The organism is Achromobacter sp. JCM 18799, from assembly GCF_055395645.1.
In genome coordinates, this window is the sequence record NZ_AP043866.1 from 2,218,985 (window position 1) to 2,243,463 (window position 24,479).

Consider the following 24,479-nt stretch of genomic DNA (forward strand, 5'->3'; position numbering starts at 1 on the left):
ATTAAGAACTTGCACGAAGGCAAGAAACGAGCATATTAAAGAGTTGCCGCGTCGGATATCTTGCGTTTCGGGGTCAGTTTTACCCCAGCTTTCGCAAGAAACGTTTCCCCGCAGGGGATTTTCTCCGGTTTCCTGCCAAAGCCCTCCCGTGCCGGACGGCCGGGCCGCCAGCATGAGTCTGCAGGACCATTCAGGGAGCAAAAACGCCGGGCGGGCACAACGCCGTAAGGCGGGCCGCCGGCCATTCAAGACCAGCACATTGCGCCGGGCCGCGAGCATCTTGTGAATGCTGCCGCCCTGAAGACCATGGGGTAAGGCAAGACACCAAAACATAAAACAAGCCCCGCTCATGCCGGATAGGCATGGCGGGGCGGGTACGGCTGACTATTACTTCACGACCACCGCGGCCGACTTGATGATCGCATCGGACAGGGTCACGCCCTGCTTGGCGGCGGCGCCCGGGTTCACGTAGAGCTCGAGCTTGGAGATGGTTTCCGAGGGAATGGCGCCAGGCTTCTCGCCCTTCAGGATGCGCACCACCACCTTGCCCGTCTGCACGCCCAGGTCGCGGTAGTTGATGCCCAGGGCGGCGATGCCGCCGCGCTTGACGCTGTCGGTGTCGGACGCGATCAGCGGGATCTTGGCGTCGTTGCCGACCTTGACCAGCGACTCGTAGGCCGACACGACGTTGTTGTCGGTATTGGTGTAGATGACGTCGACCTTGCCGATCAGGCTGCGGGCCGCGGATGCCACGTCCACCGAGCGCGGCGCGGCCGCTTCAACCAGGCTCATGCCCGACTTCGGCAGGATTTCCTGCAGCTTCTTCACGACCACGACCGAGTTGGCCTCGCCCGGGTTGTAGACGATGCCCACGCGCTTGGCGTTGGGGACGATTTTCTTGATCAGTTCGACCTGCTTGTCCAGGGCCAGCAGATCCGACACGCCGGTCACGTTGGTGCCCGAGGCGTCCATGCTGGAGACCAGCTGGGCGGCGACGGGATCGGTCACGGCGGAATACACCACCGGCACGTCCTTGGTGGCGGCGACGACGGCCTGGGCCGACGGCGTGGCGATCGCGACGATGGCGTCAGGCTTGTCGCCGACGAACTTGCGCGCGATCTGGGCGGCGGTGCCGTTGTTGCCTTGGGCGCTCTGGTATTGCCACTTCAGGTTCTTGCCCGGTTCATAGCCGGCTTGCTTGAGGGCGTCCTGCACCCCGTCGCGCACGGCGTCCAGCGCCGGATGCTCGACGATGGCGGTGACCGCCACGGATTTCTGCTGCGCGGACACAGGCGCGGCGATAGCCATCGCCAGCGCCATGGCGCCAACCGTCAGAAAATGTTTTTTTCCGATCAGCATAGATAAGCTCCTTGAACCCTTGTTTTTGCTCATTATTACGGCGCCGCTGGCGGCTCCCCGCCGGCCGGACTAGCCATAAAGCCGTATAGTCTAACTTGCCGCCCACCCAAAGCGTTTCGGGGGAATCCCTGAAATGGTGCATGCCGCAATCGCATGCCCCGTAACTGGGCGCAGCGGCGTCAATATACTGAAAAGCCCGGAATCGCATCGGCCGGAACAGCAAAAACCGGACGTCTTCCGCGCCGCCAACCGCAGCATCCAGAGGCCTCACCATGATCAAACGCGCATTGGGCCGTTCCGGCCTGCAGATTCCTCCCCTCACCTTCGGCGGCAACGTCTTCGGCTGGACCGTGGACGAAGCCGGCACGTACTCGCTGCTGGACGCGCTGGTGGACGCCGGCCTGAACTTCATCGACACGGCGGATGTGTATTCGCGCTGGGTTCCGGGCAATCAGGGCGGCGAATCCGAGACCCTGATCGGCAAATGGCTAAAGCGCTCGGGCAAGCGCGACCGCGTGCTGATCGCCACCAAGGTCGGCATGGAAATGGGGCCCGACGCCAAGGGCCTGGCGCCGGCCTACATCCGCCGCTCGCTGGAAGCCTCGCTGGCACGGCTGCAGACAGACCACATCGACCTCTACCAGTCGCACCAGGACGATCCCGACACGCCGCTGACCGACACCCTGGCCGAATACGCCAAGCACATCGAGTCCGGCAAGGTGCGCGCCATCGGCGCCTCCAACTACACCGCGGTGCGGCTGTCCGAAGCGCTGATCGCGAGCGAACGGCACAGCCTGCCGCGCTACGAGAGCATCCAACCGGAATACAACCTGTACCGCCGCGAACCCTTCGAGTCCGGGCTGCAGAGCCTGGTGAAGACGCAGCAGATGGGCACCATCAACTATTACGCCCTGGCCAGCGGATTCCTCAGCGGCAAGTACCGCAGTCCCGCGGACGCGGGCAAGAGCCCGCGCGGACGCAAGATCGTCGACACTTATCTCAACGACCGCGGCTACCGCATCCTGAAAGCGCTGGACGAAGTGTCCGAGGACGCCGGCTGCACGCCCGCCCAGGCCGCGCTGGCCTGGCAGATCGCGCAGCCCGGCATCACCTCGCCCATCGTCAGCGCGACCTCGCTCGAACAACTGGACGAACTGGTCAAGGCGGCCAGCCTGACGCTGACGCATGATCAGCTGGCCAAGCTGAGCCAGGCGAGTGAATGGCGGTGAGGGAAGGCGCGCGCCACGTGGCGCACGCCTGACTCGCGGCCATCAATCCAGCTTCACCCCCGAGTCCTTCACCACCTTGGCCCAACGCCCAACCTCGCTATCGACGAACTTGCCGAACTCGGCGCCGGTCAGGGTAGGCACCGCCGAACCGTTGCCCGCCCAGGTTTCCTTGATCTTCGGCGCATTCAGGGCCTTGGTGATCTCGGCGCTCATCTTGTCCACCGCTTCCTTGGGCGTGCCCGCGGGCGCCCAGATTGCGTACCAGGTCGACACCACGTAGTTCGGCACGCCAGCCTCGGCAGCGGTGGGCACGTCGGGCAGCGATTGCGAGCGTTCGGTGGCGGCCACGGCCAAAGGCTTGATCGTGCCGGAACGGATATGGCCGGCGGACGAACCGAGGCCGTCGAACGCCAGGTCCACCTGTCCGCCGATCAGGGCCGACAGCATGGGTCCCGCGCCCTGATAGGGCACGTCCACCAGCTTGATGCCCGTCTGCATGGCGAACAGCTCGCCGGCCAGGTGGTGCGTGCTGCCCTTGCCCGCGGTGCCGAAGTTGATTTCCCCCGGGCGCTTCTTGGCGTAGTCGATCAGTTCCTGGACCGTCTTCACCGGCAGCTTGGCCGGATTGATGACGATGACCTGCGGCGGCTGCGCAACCAGCGCGACCGGCACGAAGTCCTTCTGGATGTCGTAATTCAGGTTCTTGTACAGCGAGGGGGCCAGCGCATGGTGCGCGCCGCCCATGAAGAAGGTGTAGCCGTCGGGCCTGGCCTTGGCCGCGACGCCCGCGCCCACGGTTCCGCCCGCCCCGCCCTTGTTGTCGATGACCACGGGCTGGCCCAGCTGCGTGGTCAGTTGCTGGGCCAGCGGACGGGCAAAGGTGTCCGTGCCGCCGCCGGCGGGGAACGGGACGATCAGCGTGATCGGGCGTTCGGGCCATTGCGCGGCGGCGACGCCGCCGAAACCCAGGGCGGCCACGGCGAATACGGCCGCGGCGGTGGTGCGATATTTCATATTGTCTCCTCTTGCTGCAGCATGGGGACGGCGCGGTTATGTGCGTCTCGTCTCTTGAAGTTCTTGTAGGGAATGGGCTGCTGGGACCTGCATGTTTTTGGGGGGATAGTCTCCTGAATAGGGGGCCGGCGCGGCGCGCCCGGCCGGAAAGGCCGCTTCCCGACGGGAAGCGGTCCTGGCGAATGTCAGAGCGCCTTGTAGGTTTCGCGCAGCACGTTCTTCTGCACCTTGCCCATCGTGTTGCGCGGCAGTTCGCCGATGATGTGCACGCGCTTGGGCACCTTGAAATTGGCGATGCGCGATTTCAGTTCCGCCTGCATCGCATCCGCGTCCAGCGCCGCGCCGTCCTTGGGCACCACCACCGCCACCACGGCCTCGCCGAAGTCGGCATGCGGCACGCCGATGACAGCCGATTCGGCCACGCCGGGCATGTCGTCGATCAGCGTTTCGATTTCCTTGGGGTACACGTTGAAGCCGCCGGAAATGATCAGGTCCTTGCTGCGGCCCACGATGGACAGGTAGTCGGCGGGTACGTCGCGCCCGGCGGACTCGCCGCCCCAGCGGCCCACGTCGCCGGTCTTGAACCAGCCGTCGGCGGTGAATTCCTCGGCGGTCTTTTCCGGCATGCGCCAGTAGCCCGAGAACACGTTCGGCCCGCGCACCTGCACGTTGCCGATCTCGCCGGGCGCGAGCGCGATGCCGGCATCGTCGACCACGCGTACCTGCACTTGCGGCAGGGCGCGGCCCACGGTGCCCGCGAGGCGTTCGCCCAGCTTGGCGTCATAGGGGTTGGAGGTAAGCATGACCGTCTCGCTCATGCCGTAGCGTTCCAGGATGGCGTGGCCGCTGCGCTTCTGGAAGTCCGAGAAGGTTTCGGCCAGCAAAGGCGCCGAGCCCGAGATGAAGAGACGCATGTTGGCGCAGACGCTGCGGTCAAAGCGCGGGTCGGCCAGCAGACGCACGTAGTACGTCGGCACGCCCATCATTACGGTGCTCTGCGGCAGGTAGCGCAGGGCCTGGTCGACATCGAGCTTGGGCAGCCAGATCATCCTGGCCCCAGCCAGCAAGGCGCCGTGCGAGGCCACGAACAGGCCATGCACGTGGAAGATCGGCAGCATGTGCAACAGCACGTCGTCCGAGCGCCAGCCCCAGTAGTCGTGCAGCACGCGGGCGTTGGCGGCGAGGTTGCCATGCGACAGCATCGCGCCCTTGCTGCGCCCGGTGGTGCCGGAGGTGTACAGGATGGCGGCCAGGTCGTCGGGCTTGCGCGCCACGGTCTTGAAGGTCTGAGACAGGCCGCCGGCGGCATCCAGCAGCGTGCCGCTACGGTCCTCGTCCAGCGTGTACACATGCGCGGTGCCAGCCTTGTCTGCCGCGCGCTGCACCCAGTCCAGGTTCTTGCTGGCGCAAACCACCACGGCCGGCTCCGCGTTGCCCAGGAAGTACTCGATTTCCGATTCGCGGTAGGCGGTATTCAGCGGCAGGTAGACCAGGCCGGCGCGCAAGGTGGCCAGGTACAGCAGCAGTGCTTCGGGCGACTTTTCGATCTGCACCGCCACGCGCGAACCCGCCGGCAGCCGCAACGAGGTCAGCAGGTTGGCCAGGCACGCGGTGGCGCGATCGATGTCGTCCCAGGTGTATTGCAGGTCGGGCGTTTCCAGCGCGACTTTGCTGCGGTCTTTGGGAAAGCCGCCTTGCAGGACAGCATATAGATTAGCGTTGCTCACCTTGTCTAGTCTCCGGAAAAGGAAGGGTCCACGCCGGCCAGGAAAGCGCGCACGCCCTCCTTGTGGTCCCGGCTGTCGGCGTACGAGAAATAATCCTGGTATTCGTCTTCGGTCAAGGCGCCGCCCGCGGCGAGCCTGCGCGACAGGCGCTTGTTGATGCGGGCCGCCAGCGGCGCGCCCGCCGCGATGCGCTCGGCGCTGCGTTTGGCCGCGTCGGCCACCTGATCGTCGGCAACAATGCGCGTCAACAAGCCCAGTTCGCGAGCCTCGGCGGCGCCGAACACGCGGCCTTCGAGCAGTATCGCCAGGGTGGCGGCGCGTCCGACCAAGGCCAGCAGGCCGCTCATTTCGTCAGGCGCCATGGGAAATCCCAGGCGGTTGATCGGCACGCCGAAACGCGCGGATTCTCCAGCGATCCGCAGATCGCACTGGCTGGCTATTTCCAGGCCGCCGCCCACGCACACGCCTTCGATCTGCGCCACCACGGGCTGCGGGCACAAGGCCACCGCCTGCAAGGCAGGCGCCAGTACCTCGCGGTGGTAGCGCTGCACGCCGGCCATGTCGCCGCGCTGCGCGGGGAATTCGCGGATGTCGGCGCCGGCGGCGAAATTGCCGCCCTCGCCGCGCACGATCACGCAGCGCACCGCGTCGTCCTGCGCGATGCGGCCGAACACGTCCCGCAGTTCATGCCACATGCCCACCGTGATCGCATTCAGGCGCCCCGGGTGCGATAGCGTCACCCGGGCCAGATCGCCCTCGCGTTCCAGCAGCACGCGGCCGGCCACGTTGTCCGTCATGTCTCCTGCCCTCTTTCTTATGTTGTTGCGCCGCGCGCGGCGTTTATCCCACGCGTCCCACGCCGCGGCTGACCTGGGGCTTGCCCTCGCCCAGCAGGGCCAGGTTGTCGTCCAGCTCGTCGAGGTCGTAAAGGTAGTTCACCATCAGGCCGCAGGACTGCTTGAGCCCCTTGGGCGAGGTATCGGCGGCCCAGTTGAGCCGCTCGATGCGCGCGCCGTTGCCCAGATGGAAGCGCGCCACCGCGTCCACCGGCATGCCGTTCTTCATGGACTGCAGGTAATTGGCCGTCAGGCGGAAACCCGCGCGCTTGACCACGTCCGCGGCCTTGCCCTGGGCCGCCTTGGCCAGGCGCGCAACCCAGCGCCGGCCGTCGGGCACGCCCTCGCGCTTGCGCGACTTGGCGCGCACCTTGTCCTCGCGCACGATGGCCTCTACCGCCTCGGCGTCCAGCTTGCCCAGCCAGTCGGCGAAGCCCGGGATGGGCGACAGCGTGGCGAAGGACTTCAGCTTGGGCAGCTCATGCAGCAGCTGCTCCACCACGCGCTTGAGCAGGAAGTTGCCGAAGCTGATGCCCTTCAGGCCGGGCTGCGTGTTGGAGATGGAATAGAAGATGGCCCAGCGCGCCTTGTCCAGATCCTGCGGCGGCAAGGTGCTGTCCAGCAGCACCTGCACGTTGTCGGCCATCTGGCTGGCGAAGGCCACTTCCACGAAGATGAGCGGCACGCCCGGCATCTGCGGATGGAAATAGGCGTAGCAGCGGCGGTCCGGCGAAACGCGGCGGCGCAAGTCGTCCCAGGAGGTGATCTCGTGCACGGCTTCGTAGAGAATCAGCTTCTCCAGCAGCGACGCCGGCGAATCCCAGGTCAGCGGCCGCAGCTCCAAGAGGCCCACGTCGAACCAGGCGGAAAGCAGGCCTTCCAGGTCCTTGTCCAGCATCTGGATGCCCGCCACCTGCTTGCGCCAGCGCAGCATGTCCGCGCGCAGCTCGACCAGGAAGCGCAGGCCCTGGGGCTGCGCATTGAAACGCTTGAAGAGGCGCACGCCCTCGCCGCCTTCGCCAGCGTAGCTGCCGCGCGCCTGCGCCAGCGCGGTCAACATCAGCCGGCGGTCCTTGCCGTCCGCGGCGCTGTACTGCTCGCACCACCGGCGGGCCAGCTTGTTGGCGGCCACGTCGGTCAGGCGCGCCTCGAACAGCCGCCGTATTTCGGATTCGCTGGGCAGTCGGCCGCGTTCCCACAGCTTGCCCAGGCGGGACATCAGACCCGCGCTTTCAGCAACGGCCGCCGCATCGACGGTATCGGCCTCGGGCTCAGGCGTGCGTGCGCCGCGCGCGGGCGCGAGATTGGCGGGTGCGGACATGGGCGGGCTCCTCGATGACGATGGGATCGGACGGCGCCGCATCGGCGGCATCCGCATGGCTCAATGCGCGCAGCGCTTCCAGCTGCCGCATCAGGTGGTTGTGCGCGAGCGCCTGCGCGGCCTCGCTGTCGTGCGCCTTGAGCGCGTCGAATATGGCCAGGTGCTCGGCGCAGGACTGCTGGATGCGGCCGGGGTGCGACAGGCTGCGGTGGCGCGACAGGCTCAGCACCTTGCGCAGATTGCCCACCATGTCCGACAGCCATTGGTTGCCGGCCAGAGCCTGCACTGCTTCGTGGATCAGGTAGTTGGTCTTGTAATAGGCGTCGATGCGGCCGGCCTGGGCATGGCCCGCCAGCGCCGCGTGCAGGGGTTCCAGCTCGGCGAGTTGGGCATCGCTGGCCTTGCGCGCGGCCTCGAAGGCGCAGCGCCCTTCCAGCATGGCCATCAGCGGAAAGATGTCTTCCAGGTCTTGCGCCGAGAGCTCATTGACGAAACAGCCGCGGCGCGGCTCCAACCGCACCAGCCCTTCGGTGGCCAGCACCTTGAGCGCCTCGCGCAAGGGAGTGCGGGAGATGCCCAGCTCGCCCGCCAGGCGCAATTCGTCGATCCATTCGCCGTTGCGCAGGGAACGCGCGTGGATCATGCCGCGCAGGCGGTCCGCGACTTCCAGGTAGAGGGCTTGCCGGACGATGGGTAGGGTCATGGTTCAGCGGTCAGGACTGCACCGTAATTCATAATTATGAATAAGGCCATGATAGAGCCGGATGCGGGAAAAAGGAAACCCCTTGCGCGTCGGTGGCTACCCTAAGAGAAAAAAGGCCCCCGCCGTGCGGAGGCCCCTCGATCTGTCCCCGGAAAAATTGAGAGGGACGTCAGAAGTGCAGCACCCCGTCGACCGCGTGGCGGGTCAGCGAACGGGCCCAGCGGCGCGCCGGCAAGCCGTATTTGGCCTCCACCACCTCGGCCCGCGCCAGCAACTCGGCGGGAGTGACTTCCAGGCGCGGGCCGGAGAACGCCAGCACGATCTGGTTGCCCGCCTCGACCTCGGGCAGCAGCACGATGCGGTCGTCGAAGGCCTTGGACAGGTTGTCGATGTTCTTGCCGAAGCTCTCGTGGCGGCCGAACAGGTTCACGGCCAGCACGCCGACCTCGCCCAGCACGCGGCGGCAGTCGCGGTAAAACTTGACGCTGTCGCGCACCGGTCCCTCGGCCATGGCGTCGTACAAGTCCACCATCAACACCGGGCAGCGCCCCGCGTTGAGCGGATCGGCCACCCAGGCGCCGGCGTCGGCGTGTTCGACTTCGAGACGATTCGCGCCGGGCAGGCGGAAGAACATATGGCAGGCCGCCGTCACGCGCGGATTCCATTCCACCGCCAGCAAGGGGCTGCGCGTGTGCTTCACGCAATAACGCGCCAGCGAGCCGGCGCCCAGCCCGAGCATGCCGATGGCTTCGTCCTTGGGCGGCTCCAGGAACAGCAGCCAGGCCATCATCTGGGCGGTGTATTCAAGCACCAGCTCCGACGGGTTCTTGATGCGCATGGCGCCCTGGACCCAGACGGTGTTGAAGTGCAGATAGCGGACGCCGTCCACCTCGGACAGGGTCGGCTGGTCCAGCTCGGAAGGAAAGTTCGATTTGTGCATGGCGGCGATTGTAGGTCGGACGCCGCCTATGCGTCAGGCGGCCAGCCGGCCGTCCCCGCTCTCCCAGATGCGTTCCAGCAGTTCCGCCCGGGACGTTTCGGCTTGCAGGCTGGCCGCCAGACGCAGCACCCGCTTCAGGTAGAGGTGCGCGTCGCACTCCCAGGTGACGCCCAACGCGCCATGGACCTGGATGGCGTTCTGCGCCGCGCGCCTGCCCGCCTCCACCGCAAGCAATGGCGCGAACAGGCTGTCGCGTTCCGCCGAGGCGGCGCCCGCGTCATGCGCCGCAACCGCCGCCACTCCCGCCAGCCTGGCGTCGTCCAAGGCCATCCAGTCTTCCGCCAGCCGATGCTTGATCGCCTGGTTGGCACCGATGGCACGGTCGAATTGGCGGCGTTCGCGCGCATGGGCCGCCGCCATGTCCAGCGCGGCCGAGGCCGCGCCCAGCAGTTCGGCCGAACGCAACAGGCGCAGGCGGGTGCGCAGCCGCTCCCAGGTTCCCGCCTCGACCTCCAGATCGACGCTGTCCAGCACTTGCGGGCGGGCCACGCGCGCCACCGGCATGGTGGGATCCAACCGCGCCTCGCCGGACGCGGGCGCCAGCGCCTCCAGGCGCAGGGCGGTGGCGTTCAAGCGCCGCACGGCCAGGGCGCGCACGCCCTCACCCGCGCCTTCGATGAAGACCGATCCATCGGGGCGGACGGCGGCGTCGGCAAAGTAGGTGTCGCCCGTCATTACGGGGAAGGCCCATTGCGCGGCCGGCCCCGCCGCGCACAGGGTCGGCAGTACCGCCATGTTGGCCGCCAGCGGCAGGCTCAACAGGTGCCGCCCGGCGGCTTCGGCCACGATCCAGGCTTCGCGCATGCCCAGCCCCAGCCCGTCCTGCCCGGCCGGCGCCAACAGCGCCGGCCAGCCCTGGGCGGCGATTTCGCGCCATTGCGCCAGACGCGCTTCATAGGGTTTGCCGGCCGCGGCGCGGGCCGCGGCCGGCGGATGGCGGTCGGCCAGAAAACGCCGGGCCGCGTCATCCAGCATGCGCTGGTCTTCGGTCGGATGCAGATCCATGAGGTTCAAGCCTTGGGCAGGCCGAGCATCTGCTCGGCAATGATATTGCGCTGGATTTCGGAGGTGCCGGCCAATATGGTTTCGGCGCGCGACCACAGGTAGGCGTGCGTCAGTTCGGCGGCATGCGCGTCGCTCGCGTCGTCCGCCAGGCAGGCATCCTCGCCCAGCAGTTGCAGCGACAGTTCCAGCAGCCGCTGATGCGCCTCGCTCCAATGGATCTTGGTGGACGACCCCTCCGGCCCCGGCGGATCGCCGCGCATCGCGCCCGCCAGCGCGCGCTGCGACTTCAGCGCCAGCACGTGGCTGTCGGCCGCAAGCCGCGCCCACTGATGGCGCACCGCGGCCGAAGACGCCGGCACATGGCCGTAGGCATCGGCGCGCAACGCCAGTTCGCGCACCTGGCGCAGTTCCTGCGCGAAGCGCACCAGCCGCGGGATGAAGTAGGTGCCGCGCTCGAAGCTGGCCGCGGCCATGGCGATCTTCCAGCCCTGGTTCGGCGCGCCCAAGAGGCAGTCTTCAGGCACGAACACATCCTCGAAGAACACCTCGCAGAATTCGGCCTCGCCCGTGATCTGCCGGATGGGCTCGACCCGCACGCCCGCGCTGCGCATGTCGACCAGCAGGAAGCTCAGTCCCTTGTGCTTGGGCGCCTGCGCATCGGTGCGCGCCAGCACGAAGCACCACTGCGCACGGTCGGCGAACGAGGTCCAGATCTTGTGGCCGTTCAAGCGATAGCCGCCCGGCGCAGCCTCCGCCCGCGTACGCACCGCCGCCAGGTCGGAACCTGCGCCCGGTTCCGAATAACCCTGGCACCAGACCTCGCGGTTCGACAGGATGCCGGGCAGAAAGCGGCGCTTCTGCGCCTCGGTGCCGAAATGCAGCAGGGTCGGCGCCAGGATGCCGTGCCCGATCAGGTTCACGCCCAGCGGCGCGCCGCAGCGCGCGTGCTCTTCGTGGAACACCGCCTGCCGCGACAGCGGCAGGGCGCGCCCCCCGTGCTCCTTGGGCCAGCCCAAACCGGACCAGCCGTTGGCGCACAGGGTGTCTTCCCATGCCCGCCGGAAATCGAGGCTGCGCGGCTCGGCCCCGCCCGGCCAGTCCTTGACGAAACCGGCGTAGGCCGCTGCCAGCCAGCCGCGCAGGTCCAGGCGGAACGCCTCGTCTTCCCGCGCGGCGTTTTCCAACTGCGTCATGCCATTACTCCAGGCGGATGTTCGAATCGCGCGCGACCTTGGCCCAGGTGGTCACGTCCTGGCGGATGAAAGCGGCGAAGGTCTTGGGGTCGCTGCCGATGATGTCCAGCCCCAGGCCCGTGAACTGCGCCTTGACGTCGGGCTGTTGCAGGATCTGCGCCAGGTTGCTGTAGATCTTGTCCACCACCGGCTGCGGCGTGCGCGCCGGCGCCACCAGGCCCAGCCAGGGCATGGCCGAATAGCCCGGCAGGCCCGAAGCCGCGACGGTCGGCAGGTCCGGCACCGAGGCCGAGGGCTGGGCGGTGGTCACGGCCAGCACGCGCAGCTTGCCGTCCTTCACAAAGGGCCCGGACGAGGCCCAGGCGTCGAACATGACCTGCAGGCGGCCCGCCACCAGATCGTTGAGCGCCGGCGCGCTGCCCTTGTATGGGATATGCGTCATCTGCACGCCCGCCATGCTGTTGAAGAGTTCGGCCTCCAGGTGGGTCGAACTGCCCGTTCCGACCGAGCCGTAGCTGACCTTGCCCGGATTCGCCTTCAGGTAGGCGATCAGCTCGCCCACGTTCTTGGCCGGCACCGAGGGATGGACTTCCAGCACGTGCACCACCGAGGCCACCTGGCTGATGGGCGCGAAGTCCTTGATCGGGTCGTAGTTCACCTTGGCGTAGATGCTGGGCGCGATGCCCAGCGACGACGCCGCCATCAGCAAGGTATAGCCGTCGGGCTCGGCGCGCGAGACGTAGTCGGACGCGATCATGGTGCCGCCGCCCGGCTTGTTTTCCACGATTACCGGCTGGCCCAGCTTGCCGCTGAGCTTTTCCGCCAGCAGGCGGCTCATGATGTCGGTCGCGCCGCCTGGCGAGAACGGCACCACGATGCGTATTGGGCGGTTGGGATAGCTGTCCTGGGCCATGGCCGGACCCGTGACGCCGATGCAAGCCAGCGCGACGCCGGCCAATAGTCTCTTCATCATGCTTGTCTCCTCCTGGGATGGATTGCGCGCTAGGCGCTACGGGTTGCGGGCAGGATCAGCGCGTCCAGTACTGCAACGCCCTGTCCCGCCTCTTTGATCAGCAATGGATTGACTTCGATTTCCGCCACATGCGCGGGCGCGGCAAGCAAGGCATTGCCCACGGCCACGATGCTGCGGCACGCGGCCGCCACATCGGCCCGGGGCTTGCCGCGATAACCGTCCAACAACGCGTAGGCCTTGAGTTCCCGCAGCATTTGCAGCGCAATATCCTCGTCCACCGGCAACAGGCGGTGGCTGGTGTCCTGGTACAGCTCGGTCAGCACGCCGCCCAGCCCCACGGTCAGCACCGGGCCGAAGACGGGATCGCGCGTGGCGCCGACGATGATCTCGGCCACGCCGCGTTCCATCTTCTGCACCATCACGCCGTCGATGCGCGCGCCCGGCTGCGCCGCGGCCGCCGCCCGCGTCACCTCGCCGTACGCGCGGCGCACCGCGTCGTCGTCGGACAGGTTCAGCGCCACGCCTCCCGCCTCGGTCTTGTGCGCAATGTCGGCGCTCAGTACCTTCAAGGCCACCGGATATCCGGCCGCCCGCGCCTGCGCCACGGCGTCATCCGCGTTCGCGGCCACGTTGACCCGCGCTTGCGGCAGTCCGAAAGCAGCCACGTATCCGCGCGCATCCGCTTCATTGCAGGGCAAGGCCGGCACCGCTGGCGCGTCCAGTTGCGGCGCCGCCGCGATGCGCTTGACGCCGCGCGCCTCGCACCACAGCAGGTAAGGCGCCAGGGCCGCGACCGCGAGACCCAAGTCCTCGAACACGGCCACCTCGGCATCGCGCAAGGCTGCGCGGCTCTGGGCCAGGCCGGTGTCGATGGCGACGAACAGGCGCTGGTGCCGGCGCGACACGTCCGTCAGCGCGTCGGCCATGCGGTCCAGCATGTAGCCGGGCGCATAGACGACGACGGCGTCGATCGCATCGGTGGTGGCCAGCGCTTCCAGCACGGTGTGCACGAACGCGGGATCGTTGACCACGTTGCCGGTCACGTCCACCGGATTGCCGACCATGCCGTAGTCGGGAATCCCGCCGCGCAGCACCGCCTGCAGTTCCGGCGGCAGATCGGGCAGGTCCAGCCCCGCGCCGATGAACTTGTCCGCCAGGATCGCACCCAGCGCGCCCGACATGGTCAGCACCGCGACGCGCTTGCCCGCCGTGCGGTGGCGCAGCGTGGCCAGGCTGGCCAGATGCGCCATCTGCGCGAAATCGGTGGCCTCGATCACATTCAATTGGCGGAAGGCCGCCCCGTACACGCGCCGGTCCCCGGCCAGCGCCGAGGTATGCGACTGCACCGCCTGCGCGCCCTTGTCCGTGGTGCCGGCCTTCAGCGCAATCAGCAGCTTGCCCTGGCGCTCCAGCTCGCGGCAGGCGCGCTTGAAGCGGTCGCCGTCGCGCAGCTGCTCGATATAGCCCAGCACGATTTCCGTCTGCGGATCCGCCGCCAGGTATTCCAGGTACTGCGAGAAATCCAGGCAGGCTTCGTTGCCGGTATTGATGAAATGCGAGAACGGCAGGTCCAGCCGGCGCGCGATCGCGTACACCGCCGCGCACACGTTGCCGCTCTGCGTCAGCAGGCTGACCTTGCCCGGCCCCGTCTGCGCCGGCGCGGTCTTGAAGACCGAGGCGAACGCCGTGTAGGCCTGCGTGTTCAGATTGGCGAAGCCCATGCAATTCGGACCGGCCACGGCCATGCCGCTTTCCGCCACGAATGCCTCCAGCTCGTCCTGCAGGCGCGCGCCCTCGCCGCCCGCTTCGGCAAATCCCGCCGCGTAGACGATGGCGGCGCGCACGCCCTTTGCGTGGCAACGGCGCAGCATGGGCGTGACGTCCGCCGCCGCGATGGCCAGCACCGCGAGGTCCACGGGCTCGGGCAGGGACTCGATGTCGGGCCAGCAGCGGCGGCCGAACACTTCCTGGTACTTGGGATTCACGGGATAGATGCCGCCCGCGTAGCCGAAGCGCGTCAGCAGGTCCAGCGGCATGCCGCCGATGCGTCCGGCGTCGGCGCTGGCGCCGATCATCGCGATGGAGCGCGGGTTGAGCAAAGGGGCCAGAGAGAGGGTCATGCGGCTTCACCCTTCTTGTTGCGCTGGATGGCCTGGGCCAAGCCGCGGTCGCGCACGGCCTGGAACTCTTCGCTCATGTGCGACAGCTGGTGCGTATCGAAATGCGCCGACAAGGCGGTGCGGAAACCCTGCGCGTCCGCGGTACGGTTCAACGAGCGCTTGATAAGGCGCAGGCCGAAAGGCGGCGCCTGGGCGATGCGCTGCGCCAGCGCCAGGGTCGCGGCGTCCAGCTCGGACTCGGGCACCACGCGGTTCACCATGCCGATGCGCAGCGCTTCCTGCGCATCCACCTTTTCGCCGGTGTAGAGCATTTCCTTCGCCTTGCGCAGCCCCATGACCCAGGGATGGATCAAGACCTCGGTGGCGGCGGCCGCCAACGTGTGACCGACGGGATCGGAAAAGTACGCCGTGTCGGAACACACCACCAGATCGCACATGTTCGCAATCATGAAACCGCCCGCCACGCAGGCGCCCTGCACTTGCGCCACCGTCGGCTTGGGAAAGTCCCAGATGCGCATGCAATAACCGTAGTAGCGGCGAGACTCGTAATCCCAGCGCTCCTCCACCGTGAAATCGGCGCGCTTGGCCTGGGCTTCCTTCAGGTCATGGCCCGCGGAAAAGTGCGCGCCGCGGCCGGCCAGCACCACGACCCGCACCGAGCCGTCCTGTTCGGCGCGCGTCAACGCGTCATCCAGCTCGTCCAGCATTTGCTGGCTTTGGGCATTGCGCGCGGATTCGCGCGCCAGGCTGATGCGGCATACCGAGTCGTGCCGCTCGACGGCCAGGGTGGCGTATTCCATGGTCTCCTCATCCTTGTTCTGCCGCGCCTTGAGAGGCGGCGCGGTCGACTGGATTGAATTAACGCACCTTGAATCCTAAAATACAAAATATTCGATCACTATTTCCCATATTATGAACAACAGCGGTTCTACAGGCGGTACCCAGAGCATGCGGCGCGCCCTGGGCCTGCTGCGCGTACTGGCGCAGCACCAGGAAGACGGCATAGACCTGCAGGGCGTCATGGCCGAGGCCGGGCTGGAACGCTCCACCGCGCACCGCCTGCTCAGCTGCCTGCTGGAAGAACAATTCGCCGAGCGCGACGCCAAGACCCGGCGCTACCGCCTGGGCGTGGATTCCATGCAATTGGGATTCGCGGCGCTGCGGCGCACGCCGCTCCTGGACGCGTTGCGTCCGTTCGCGCAAAAGCTCGCGCGCCTGTCGGGCGACACGGTATTCCTGGTGATACGCCAGGGCGACTACGCCCTGTGCCTGCTGCGCGAGGCTGGCTCATTCCCCGTCAAGGTATTCACCATCGACCAGGGGGAGCGGCGTCTTTTGGGCGTGGGCGCGGGCGGCCTGGCGCTGATGGCCGCCCTGTCCGACGAGGAAATCGCCGCGCTGTACGCGCGGCACTCCGCCGCCTACGCGCAGATCGGCGCATCCAGCGCCGGCTTGATGAAATCGGTCAGGCAGGCGCGCGCAGCGGGCTATTCGGAAATCGTGGACACCATCACGCCCGGCGTGTCGGGCGTGGGCGTGGCATTCCGGGTGTCGGAACTGACCTGGGTGGCATTCAGCTTCGGCGCGATCAGCAGCCGGCTGGACGCGCCGCGGCGGGCGCAGATGGGCGCGCTGCTGCGCGCCGAGTGCCAGGCGTGGGCCCAGGATTACCTGGAAAAATAAAGCCCCCTCGCGCAGCGAGGGGGCTGACTAGCGACTGGGCGCCCCAAGGCGCCCCCTGCCGCTTCAGATCCGTTCGAAGATGGCGGCAATGCCCTGGCCGCCGCCGATGCACATGGTGACCAGCGCATAGCGCCCGCCCACGCGCTGCAGTTCGTGCAGCGCCTTGACGGTGATGATCGCGCCGGTGGCGCCGATGGGGTGGCCCAGGCCGATGCCGCTGCCATTGGGGTTCACCTTGGCCGGATCCAGCTTCAGCTCGCGCGACACGGCGCAGGCTTGCGCCGCGAACGCTTCGTTGGCTTCGATCACGTCCAGCTGGTCCACCGTCAGGCCGGCGCGCTTGAGCGCGGCCTGCGTGGCCGGCACCGGACCGATGCCCATGATGTTGGGGTCCACGCCCGCGTGGGCGTAGGCCACCAGGCGCGCCAGCGGCTTGACGCCGCGCTTGGCCGCGACCGAGGCGTTCATCAGCACCACGGCGCCCGCGCCGTCGTTCAGGCCCGAGGCGTTGCCCGCCGTGACCGTGCCGTTTTCCTTCTGGAACACCGGCTTCAAGCCGGCGAGGTTTTCTGCCGTGACGTCGCGGCGCACGTGTTCGTCAGTGTCGAACACCACTTCGCCCTTGCGCGACTTCATCACCACCGGCACGATCTGGTCGCGGAAGTAGCCCGCGTCGATGGCGGCCGCGGCGCGGCGATGCGATTCCGCCGCCACGGCGTCCTGGTCCTGGCGGCTGATGCCGAACTTGGCCGCCACGTTCTCGGCGGTGACGCCCATGTGCATGCGGCCGAACGGATCCGACAGCGCGCCGGTCATCATGTCCAGCATGACGCTGTCGCCCATGCGCGCGCCCCAGCGCTGCGCCGGCGCGATGTAGGGTGCGCGGCTCATGCTTTCAGCGCCTGCGCCGATGGCGATTTCGGCGTCACCCAGCATGATGGTCTGCGCGGCGGACACGATGGCCTGCAGGCCCGAACCGCAAAGGCGGTTGACGTTGAAAGCGGGGGTTTCCTTGGCGATGCCGGCGTTCATGGCCGCCACGCGCGACAGGTACATGTCGCGCGGCTCGGTGTTGATGACGTGGCCCACGGCGACGTGGCCGACCTCGTCGCCCTTGACGGCGGCGCGTTCCAGCGCGGCCTTGATGACGGTGGCGCCCAGGTCGCAGGGCGGCACGTCTTTCAGCGCGCCCCCGAAATCGCCGATGGCGGTACGGACTGCGGAAGCGACGATGACTTCATTCATGGTGTTTCCTCCTTGTAATGCGTTCCATCATACCGCCGCCGTCTTGTGCCCGGGGCATGCGCGGCCTGAACGCCCGATACCGAAGGGATAGCACCAATACCCCCATTGATACGAACTTCATATCATCCATGCCCAACGCCATCCGGAGCGCCCCCATGGATTTCCGTCATCTGCAGCAGTTCCTGGTCCTGGCCGAAACGCTGAATTTCCACCGCGCGGCCGAAAAACTGCACATGTCGCAGCCGCCCCTGTCCGTCTCGATACGCAAGCTCGAAGAGATGGTGGGCGTGCCGCTGTTCCTGCGCGGCCGCCAGGGCGTGAAACTCACCGAGGCGGGCCTGGCCGCGCTGGACGAGGCGCGCCGCGCCCTGTTCCACGCCGAGCAGTTCCGGCAGGCGGCGCGCGCAGGCGCCGCGGGCGAAGGCGGCACCGTGCGCATCGGTTTCGTGGGGTCGGCCACGCACGGCGTGCTGCCGCGCATTCTGCCGCAGTACCGGCAACGCTATCCCGGCGTCACCGTGGTGCTGCGCGAAGCCACTTCCATACGCATCATGCAGGAACTCGAAGAAGACACGCTGGAGATCGGCATCGTGCGCGTGCCGGTGGCGATGGGATCGAACGTGCGGCTCGCGCCGCTGACGACCGAGAACTTCGCGCTGGCCGTGCCCAAGACGCATCCGCTGGCGCGGCGCGGCCGCATCCGCCTGGCGGACCTGGCCGACGAAGCCTTCATCATGTACACCGCCACCGAGGCTGCCGGCCTGCGCATGGCCGCCATCAACGCCTGCCAGCTGCGCGGCTTCACGCCCCGCATCACGCAGGAAGCGGTGCAGGTACAGACGCTGCTCAGCCTGGTGGAAAGCGGCCTGGGCGTGGCCCTGGTGCCCGCGGGCGGGCGGCGCCTGCCCGGCACCAACGTCGTCTACAAGACGCTGGCCGATTTTCCCGCGGATGCAACGATCGGCATTTCGATGGCATGGAACCCCGCGACCGAACGCAGCGCCACGCGCAACCTGCGCGAAATGGCCAGCCAGGCGTTCCGAGACAAGAACGCGAAATAAGCGCGCCGCTTGCGGCAACACGGCCGCCAGGCTTAGGATGGAGCATGGGTTTTATCCTCACCAGCGATCCGGGAGCGCATCGTGAAGACAGTTGCTGAGATACTCAGGGAAAAAGCCAATCATTCCGTCGTGACGGTTTCGCCCGACGCGTCGGTTTTCGAAGCCGTCAAAATCATGGCGGAACGCAGCATCGGCGCCGTGGTGGTGGTCCAGGGCGACGCGGTGCTGGGCATGCTGACCGAGCGCGACTACGCCCGCAAGATCGTGCTGCAGGACCGCTCCTCGCGCACCACGAAAGTGCGCGACATCATGACCGATTCCGTCTATTACGTCAGCCGCGCGGACACGCGCGAACACTGCATGGCAATGATGACGGAGCGCCACTTCCGTCATCTGCCTGTCATCGAGGACGGCAAGCTGGTCGGCCTGCTTTCCATCGGCGACCTGGTCAAGGACGTGATGAGCGAACAGAAGTTCATCATCCACGAGCTCGAACGCTACATCACCGGCGAACGCGGCTGACGCCGCGCGGTCCATGCGACGGACTCGCGGCTAGCCCGCCGCGAGCGCCTTGAAGGCCGGCACGATCAAGCCCATGCCGGCCGCCAGCAACAGCACGAACACCATGCGCTTGACGGTCTTCATCGAGCCGGCCGTGCTGTAACGGCGCGCCACCCAGGTGACGCCGATCACAATCGGCAAGGCCAGCAGGCTCAACCAGAACGACGAGGCCATGAAGGCCCCCTGCCCGGTCACGAGCGCCAGGCGCACGATCGCATTGAGCGAAAACAGAATCAGCAGGCTGTTGCGGATGGCGGCCAGCGGCAGGGGCTGGCGGTACAGGTGATAGACCATGGGCGGCCCCGCGCTGGAAAACAGTCCGCCGAGCACGCCCGAAATCGCGCCGAAGAACACGAACGAACCGCGCGAGGACACATGCGACAGCGGCTGCGCGCGGGCGATCAGCAGCACCGCGCAGCCCAGGATGGTGCAGCCCAACAGCAATTGCAGCAGCACGCCCATGGAGCCGCTGATCCAGGCCAGCGCGGCCACCCCCGCCCCCACGCCGACCAGGCTGCTGGCCATCGCGGGCCGCATCAGCGACCAGTTCACCTGCGGCTTGGCGCGCGCCAGCGTCACGGCCGCGTTCACCAGCGACAGCACGCTGACCACGTTGGCCACTTCGGATACGGAAGCCAGCTGGAACACGCCCGACAGGCCCAACAGCACCAGCCCGAAGGCGAAGCCCGTCATGGTCTGCGCATAGGTGGCGAGCGCCACGCAGGCGAGAAACAGCAAATATTGGGAAATGCTCATGCTAATGGGAGAGCCTGACCTGCCTCGGCTCTGCCCGGGGCGGCGCGTTGCGCGGCGCGGGAGCGGATCGACGGGGAACAGCGTTAGGGGTTTCGGATCGGTTTTTTCCGCCGGCGATCATAGCACCGGGACGCTCGGCCACACACTTTGTCACAACTGGATGCGCTCGTGCACCATGACTGGCGCGCCCTGCCGCTATCCTTGCCGCCCTGTAAATCCCTTGCGCCTTGCTCCCGCCGCGCCGTCCGCCGCGCCGTCTGGATACGGCGCGCACGGCTGCGAGAATGACGCCCAAACAGACCACGATCAACACGGTGACGCTGACCTGCTCGACCTGCGGCAGCGCCCAATTCACCAAGCTGGACACCAACGAATACCGCTGCAGCCATTGCCATGCGGTCACGCTGGTCGAAGACAACGTCGCCCAGCGGCTGGAGAAGATCCTGCGCGGGATGCAGCAGCCGGCTCCCAAGCCGCAGCTCGGTCCGCGCGCCATCGCGGCGATCGCGGTCGCCGTCGCCGCCGTGTTCGTGGTCCCGCTGGTTGCCTCCATGCTCGGTTCCAAGCCGACCATCACGCGGCAGCCGCCGGCGCCGCCTCCCATCGACGCGTCGCTGGTCAAGCTGACGGACGTGCAGGAGATCCGGGTCCGCGACCGCACGCAGCTGGTCATGATCATGCGCAACGAGACCGGCAAGAAGATCGACGTGCCGCGCGTCACGGCCTCATTCTTCCAGGGCGACCTGTCGCTGCCGTCGAACTCCGGCTCGGCGCCGGCGCGTTCGCTGCAGCCGGGCGAGTACACGCCCGTCATCATCTCCACCCCCAGCCAGGCCTATAGCCGCTATACGCTGCAGGTCTCGCAGCCGACGCTGGCGCGGGACAAGAACAACGACGTGGCCGCCAGCAAGATACAGCTGGTGCGCAACGACGGCACATATCGCCTGGTCGGTCTCTTGAAGAACAACGGCGCCACCGCCGCCAACAGCAGCCAGATCACGGTGATGCTGTACGGCGAGGATGGCAAGCTGATCGGCACCGGCAATGGCTACGGCGCCGCCAGCCCGCTGGCACCAAACGCGCTGACCTCCTTCGACGTGCGCTGCGAGATGCTGGCCGAGGGCCGGGTCGCCTCCTACGATTACATGGTGCAAAGCGAAAGCCACGCCACCTCGCCAGGCGCGTCCAAGGAGGAAGCGCTCCCCAGCCGCATCGTGCGCGTCAGCCCGGCCGACGCTCGAATCATCGAACACGTGCGCCTGACCACCGAGGAGCTGCTGGATCCGGACTTCGCCCTGTTCGACGCCAGCGCGCTCAAGCTGTCCGCGCCGCGCCGCCTGCTCGACGAGATCGAGCGTCCGGTCCTGTATGCCGAACTGGTCAACACCAGCGACCAGTTCGTCGCCCTGTCGCCCAAGGCCAACATCGCGGTGTTCGATGGTTCCAACCGGCTGGACCTGCGCCAGGCCTGGAGCCTGCCGGCGCGCCTGTACCCCGGCGAACGCGTGCCGGTGGCACTGACCGGCCGCGTCGACCGCTACACCGAGGTCAAGACCGACTGGCTGCCCGCCAAGCGCGCCGCGCTGCCCGGCCCCCGCCCCAAGCTGGCGATCACGGTCGAGAACACCGAGGCCCAGGTCGGCACCGGCACCCTGAACTTCAGCTACCGCTTCCGCTACAAGTACGTGACCGTGCACGGCCGCGTGCGCAACGACAGCCAGGCCGAGGTCGAGAACGTCAAGGTCTGGATCAGCCTGTACGACGCCCAGGACAAGCTGACCGGCGCGGTTTTCCAGGAATTGCGGCTGCCCCGGCTCAAGCCGGAGGAAAGCGCGCCGTTCCAGGTCGACGTCAAGCAGTACGGCGGCAATTTCGCGCGGGTGGGCGTGGTGTACGACGCCGGGCCGCGCTAGGCCGCTCTGACGGAACGCTCCCGGCCGGCGCCGCCCCGGGCGCACCGGCCCGTCGCCCTTAAGCAACAGCTATGGACCCAAGTCTTATATAAGATATAAGACATTTGCTTGCGTCCCCCTGTTCCCTCTACAATTCGGCGAACAACCCTTCTTCCAACCCGACTTTGAGCAGGCCTCACATGCTGGATAATTACCGCCAACACGTTGCCGAACGCGCGGCTCTGGGGATCCCCCCGCTGCCCCTTACGGCCAAACAAACCGCTGAACTGATCGAACTGCTCAAGAACCCGCCCGCTGGCGAAGAGCAGAACCTGGTCGACCTGCTGACCCACCGCGTGCCGGCCGGCGTGGACGACGCCGCCAAGGTCAAGGCTTCGTACCTGGCCGCCGTGGCCCTGGGCAAGGAAGCTTGTGCGCTGATCAGCCGCGCCAAGGCGACTGAACTGCTCGGCACGATGCTGGGCGGCTACAACATTGGCCCGCTGGTCGACCTGCTGGACGACGCTGAAATCGGCACCATCGCCGCCGATGCGCTGAAGAAGACCCTGCTGATGTTCGACGCCTTCCACGACGTGAAGGAAAAGGCGGACAAGGGCAACGCCAACGCCAAGTCCGTGATGCAGAGCTGGGCCGACGCCGAATGGTTCACCAGCCGTCCGGAACTGCCGCAAAGCCTGACCATCACCGTCTTCAAGGTGCCTGGCGAAACCAACACCGACGACCTGTCGCCGGCTCCGGACGCCACCACCCGCCCCGACATCCCGATGCACGCCCTGGCGATGCTGAAGAACAAGCGCGACGGCGCCGCGTTCGAACCGGAAGAAGACGGCAAGCGCGGCCCGGTCAAGTTCATCGAATCCCTGAAGGAAAAGGGCCACCTGGTCGCCTACGTCGGCGACGTGGTCGGCACGGGTTCGTCGCGCAAGTCGGCCACCAACTCGGTGCTGTGGTTCACCGGCGAAGACATCCCCTTCGTGCCGAACAAGCGTTTCGGCGGCGTGTGCCTGGGCAACAAGATCGCCCCGATCTTCTACAACACCATGGAAGACGCCGGCGCCCTGCCGATCGAACTCGACGTTTCCAAGATGGAAATGGGCGACGTGGTCGAACTGCGCCCCTATGAAGGCAAGGCATTGAAGAACGGCGAAGTCATCGCCGAATTCGAAGTGAAGTCCGACGTGCTGTTCGACGAAGTGCGCGCCGGCGGCCGCATTCCGCTGATCATCGGCCGCGGCCTGACCGCCAAGGCGCGCGAAGCGCTGGGCCTGCCGGCCTCGACGCTGTTCCGCCTGCCCAAGGACCCGGCCGACACCGGCAAGGGTTACACGCTGGCCCAGAAGATGGTCGGCCGCGCCTGCGGCCTGGCCGAAGGCAAGGGCATCCGCCCGGGCACCTACTGCGAACCGAAGATGACCTCGGTCGGCAGCCAGGACACCACCGGCCCCATGACCCGCGACGAGCTGAAGGACCTGGCCTGCCTGGGCTTCTCGGCCGACCTGGTGATGCAGTCGTTCTGCCACACCGCCGCCTACCCCAAGCCCGTGGACGTCAAGACGCACCACACGCTGCCTGAATTCATCAGCACCCGCGGCGGCGTGTCGCTGCGTCCGGGCGACGGCGTGATCCACTCCTGGCTGAACCGCATGCTGCTGCCCGACACCGTCGGCACCGGCGGCGACTCGCACACCCGCTTCCCCATCGGCATCTCGTTCCCGGCCGGCTCGGGCCTGGTCGCCTTTGCCGCCGCCACCGGCGTGATGCCGCTGGACATGCCGGAATCGGTGCTGGTCCGCTTCAAGGGCAAGCTGCAACCCGGCGTGACCCTGCGCGACCTGGTCAACGCGATTCCGCTGTACGCCATCAAGCAAGGCCTGCTGACGGTGGCCAAGCAAGGCAAGAAGAACATCTTCTCCGGCCGCATTCTGGAAATCGAAGGCCTGCCCGACCTGAAGGTCGAACAAGCCTTTGAACTGTCGGACGCTTCCGCCGAACGTTCGGCCGCCGGCTGCTCGGTGCGCCTGAACAAGGAACCGATCATCGAGTACATCAACAGCAACATCGTGATGCTGAAGTGGATGATCGCCAACGGCTACGAAGACGAGCGCACGCTGGGCCGCCGCATCAAGGCCATGGAAGCCTGGCTGGCCGACCCCAAGCTGCTGGAGCCGGACGCCGACGCCGAATACGCCGCCGTGATCGAGATCGACCTGGCCGACGTGCACGAACCCATCGTGGCCTGCCCGAACGACCCCGACGACGTGAAGACGCTGTCGGAAGTCGCCGGCGCCAAGATCGACGAAGTGTTCATCGGCAGCTGCATGACCAACATCGGCCACTTCCGCGCAGCCTCCAAGCTGCTGGAAGGCAAGCGCGACATCCCGGTCAAGCTGTGGGTCGCTCCCCCGACCAAGATGGACGCCACCCAGCTGACCGAGGAAGGCCACTACGGCGTGTTCGGCACCGCCGGCGCCCGTACGGAAATGCCGGGCTGCTCGCTGTGCATGGGCAACCAGGCGCAGGTGCGCGAAGGCGCGACCGTCATGTCGACCAGCACCCGCAACTTCCCCAACCGCCTGGGCAAGAACACCAACGTGTACCTGGGTTCGGCCGAACTGGCCGCCATCTGCTCGAAGCTGGGCCGCATCCCGACCAAGGACGAGTACATGGCCGACATGGGCGTCATCAACAAGAGCGGCGACCAGATCTACCAGTACCTGAACTTCGACAAGATCGCGGACTACAAGGACGTGGCTGACGTCATCGAAGTCTAAGCATCGGGC

20 protein-coding genes are annotated in these 24,479 nt (G+C 67.1%); 6 read left to right on the plus strand and 14 right to left on the minus strand.

From position 1 onward, the window contains the following. Nucleotides 1-387: 387 nt before the first annotated feature. Nucleotides 388-1,359, minus strand: coding sequence for an ABC transporter substrate-binding protein (locus ACZ5YA_RS10520; protein WP_059372365.1), 972 nt, complete (start codon nucleotides 1,357-1,359; stop codon nucleotides 388-390). 272 nt (nucleotides 1,360-1,631) lie between these two features. Between ACZ5YA_RS10520 and ACZ5YA_RS10525 the strand changes: the two genes are divergently transcribed. Then, complete coding sequence (locus ACZ5YA_RS10525; protein WP_059372362.1) at nucleotides 1,632-2,588, plus strand: aldo/keto reductase; 957 nt, start codon at nucleotides 1,632-1,634, stop codon at nucleotides 2,586-2,588. 42 nt (nucleotides 2,589-2,630) lie between these two features. Here the strand turns inward: ACZ5YA_RS10525 and ACZ5YA_RS10530 are convergent, their stop codons facing one another. The 11 genes from ACZ5YA_RS10530 to ACZ5YA_RS10580 all read right to left on the minus strand — a co-directional run bounded on the left by ACZ5YA_RS10530 (nucleotide 2,631) and on the right by ACZ5YA_RS10580 (nucleotide 15,280). Further along, on the minus strand, nucleotides 2,631-3,602 hold the full coding sequence (locus ACZ5YA_RS10530) for a Bug family tripartite tricarboxylate transporter substrate binding protein (RefSeq protein WP_251881914.1): 972 nt from the start codon (nucleotides 3,600-3,602) through the stop codon (nucleotides 2,631-2,633). A 185-nt stretch (nucleotides 3,603-3,787) separates the two neighbouring features. Continuing rightward, nucleotides 3,788-5,329 carry a malonate--CoA ligase gene (locus ACZ5YA_RS10535; RefSeq protein WP_464092475.1) on the minus strand — a complete coding sequence of 514 codons (1,542 nt, stop codon included), beginning with the start codon at nucleotides 5,327-5,329 and terminating at the stop codon, nucleotides 3,788-3,790. A gap of 5 nt (nucleotides 5,330-5,334) precedes the next feature. Then, nucleotides 5,335-6,126 carry an enoyl-CoA hydratase/isomerase family protein gene (locus ACZ5YA_RS10540; RefSeq protein ID WP_059372354.1) on the minus strand — a complete coding sequence of 264 codons (792 nt, stop codon included), beginning with the start codon at nucleotides 6,124-6,126 and terminating at the stop codon, nucleotides 5,335-5,337. A 43-nt stretch (nucleotides 6,127-6,169) separates the two neighbouring features. Next, entirely contained in the window at nucleotides 6,170-7,486 is a 1,317-nt protein-coding gene (locus ACZ5YA_RS10545; RefSeq protein ID WP_059372352.1) for a malonyl-CoA decarboxylase domain-containing protein, read from the minus strand. Continuing rightward, complete coding sequence (locus tag ACZ5YA_RS10550) at nucleotides 7,437-8,189, minus strand: GntR family transcriptional regulator (protein ID WP_251882076.1); 753 nt, start codon at nucleotides 8,187-8,189, stop codon at nucleotides 7,437-7,439. Before ACZ5YA_RS10550 ends, ACZ5YA_RS10545 begins: the two co-directional genes overlap by 50 nt. 169 nt (nucleotides 8,190-8,358) lie before the next feature. Then, nucleotides 8,359-9,129: a class I SAM-dependent methyltransferase gene (locus tag ACZ5YA_RS10555; RefSeq protein WP_059372341.1), complete on the minus strand. Its 771-nt coding sequence runs from the start codon at nucleotides 9,127-9,129 to the stop codon at nucleotides 8,359-8,361. Between the two features lie 33 nt (nucleotides 9,130-9,162). Next, nucleotides 9,163-10,194 carry an acyl-CoA dehydrogenase family protein gene (locus ACZ5YA_RS10560; protein WP_118932531.1) on the minus strand — a complete coding sequence of 344 codons (1,032 nt, stop codon included), beginning with the start codon at nucleotides 10,192-10,194 and terminating at the stop codon, nucleotides 9,163-9,165. A 5-nt stretch (nucleotides 10,195-10,199) separates the two neighbouring features. Then, nucleotides 10,200-11,387, minus strand: a complete 1,188-nt coding sequence (locus ACZ5YA_RS10565; protein WP_464092476.1) for an acyl-CoA dehydrogenase family protein — start codon at nucleotides 11,385-11,387, stop codon at nucleotides 10,200-10,202. Nucleotides 11,388-11,391: 4 nt separating this feature from the next. After that, nucleotides 11,392-12,360, minus strand: a complete 969-nt coding sequence (locus tag ACZ5YA_RS10570) for a Bug family tripartite tricarboxylate transporter substrate binding protein (protein ID WP_059372333.1) — start codon at nucleotides 12,358-12,360, stop codon at nucleotides 11,392-11,394. Between the two features lie 29 nt (nucleotides 12,361-12,389). Further along, nucleotides 12,390-14,480: an acetate--CoA ligase family protein gene (locus ACZ5YA_RS10575; protein ID WP_464092477.1), complete on the minus strand. Its 2,091-nt coding sequence runs from the start codon at nucleotides 14,478-14,480 to the stop codon at nucleotides 12,390-12,392. Beyond that, entirely contained in the window at nucleotides 14,477-15,280 is an 804-nt protein-coding gene (locus ACZ5YA_RS10580; protein WP_251882067.1) for an enoyl-CoA hydratase, read from the minus strand. The genes ACZ5YA_RS10575 and ACZ5YA_RS10580 overlap by 4 nt, the downstream gene beginning before the upstream one ends. A 112-nt stretch (nucleotides 15,281-15,392) precedes the next feature. Here ACZ5YA_RS10580 and ACZ5YA_RS10585 point away from each other — a divergent pair, with 112 nt between their 5' ends. Continuing rightward, nucleotides 15,393-16,163, plus strand: a complete 771-nt coding sequence (locus ACZ5YA_RS10585) for an IclR family transcriptional regulator (protein WP_059372324.1) — start codon at nucleotides 15,393-15,395, stop codon at nucleotides 16,161-16,163. Between the two features lie 63 nt (nucleotides 16,164-16,226). Here the strand turns inward: ACZ5YA_RS10585 and bktB are convergent, their stop codons facing one another. Further along, complete coding sequence (gene bktB, locus ACZ5YA_RS10590) at nucleotides 16,227-17,408, minus strand: beta-ketothiolase BktB (protein WP_054452951.1); 1,182 nt, start codon at nucleotides 17,406-17,408, stop codon at nucleotides 16,227-16,229. 155 nt (nucleotides 17,409-17,563) lie between these two features. Here bktB and ACZ5YA_RS10595 point away from each other — a divergent pair, with 155 nt between their 5' ends. After that, entirely contained in the window at nucleotides 17,564-18,469 is a 906-nt protein-coding gene (locus ACZ5YA_RS10595) for a LysR family transcriptional regulator (protein ID WP_059372321.1), read from the plus strand. 81 nt (nucleotides 18,470-18,550) lie between these two features. After that, nucleotides 18,551-18,991: a CBS domain-containing protein gene (locus ACZ5YA_RS10600; protein WP_059372318.1), complete on the plus strand. Its 441-nt coding sequence runs from the start codon at nucleotides 18,551-18,553 to the stop codon at nucleotides 18,989-18,991. A gap of 30 nt (nucleotides 18,992-19,021) precedes the next feature. Here ACZ5YA_RS10600 and ACZ5YA_RS10605 read toward each other — a convergent pair whose 3' ends face one another. Further along, a complete protein-coding gene (locus ACZ5YA_RS10605) occupies nucleotides 19,022-19,786 on the minus strand; it encodes a sulfite exporter TauE/SafE family protein (protein ID WP_059372315.1) in 765 nt (254 codons plus the stop codon). 284 nt (nucleotides 19,787-20,070) lie between these two features. On the opposite strand from ACZ5YA_RS10605, the gene ACZ5YA_RS10610 reads away from it, so the two are divergent. Both ACZ5YA_RS10610 and acnB read left to right on the plus strand, forming a co-directional pair. Beyond that, the gene (locus tag ACZ5YA_RS10610; RefSeq protein WP_251882061.1) at nucleotides 20,071-21,699 is read left to right on the plus strand and encodes an FxLYD domain-containing protein; all 1,629 of its coding nucleotides are present in this window, start codon (nucleotides 20,071-20,073) and stop codon (nucleotides 21,697-21,699) included. Nucleotides 21,700-21,878: 179 nt separating this feature from the next. Next, complete coding sequence (gene acnB / locus ACZ5YA_RS10615; protein ID WP_118932535.1) at nucleotides 21,879-24,470, plus strand: bifunctional aconitate hydratase 2/2-methylisocitrate dehydratase; 2,592 nt, start codon at nucleotides 21,879-21,881, stop codon at nucleotides 24,468-24,470. The last annotated feature ends 9 nt before the right edge of the window (nucleotides 24,471-24,479 follow it).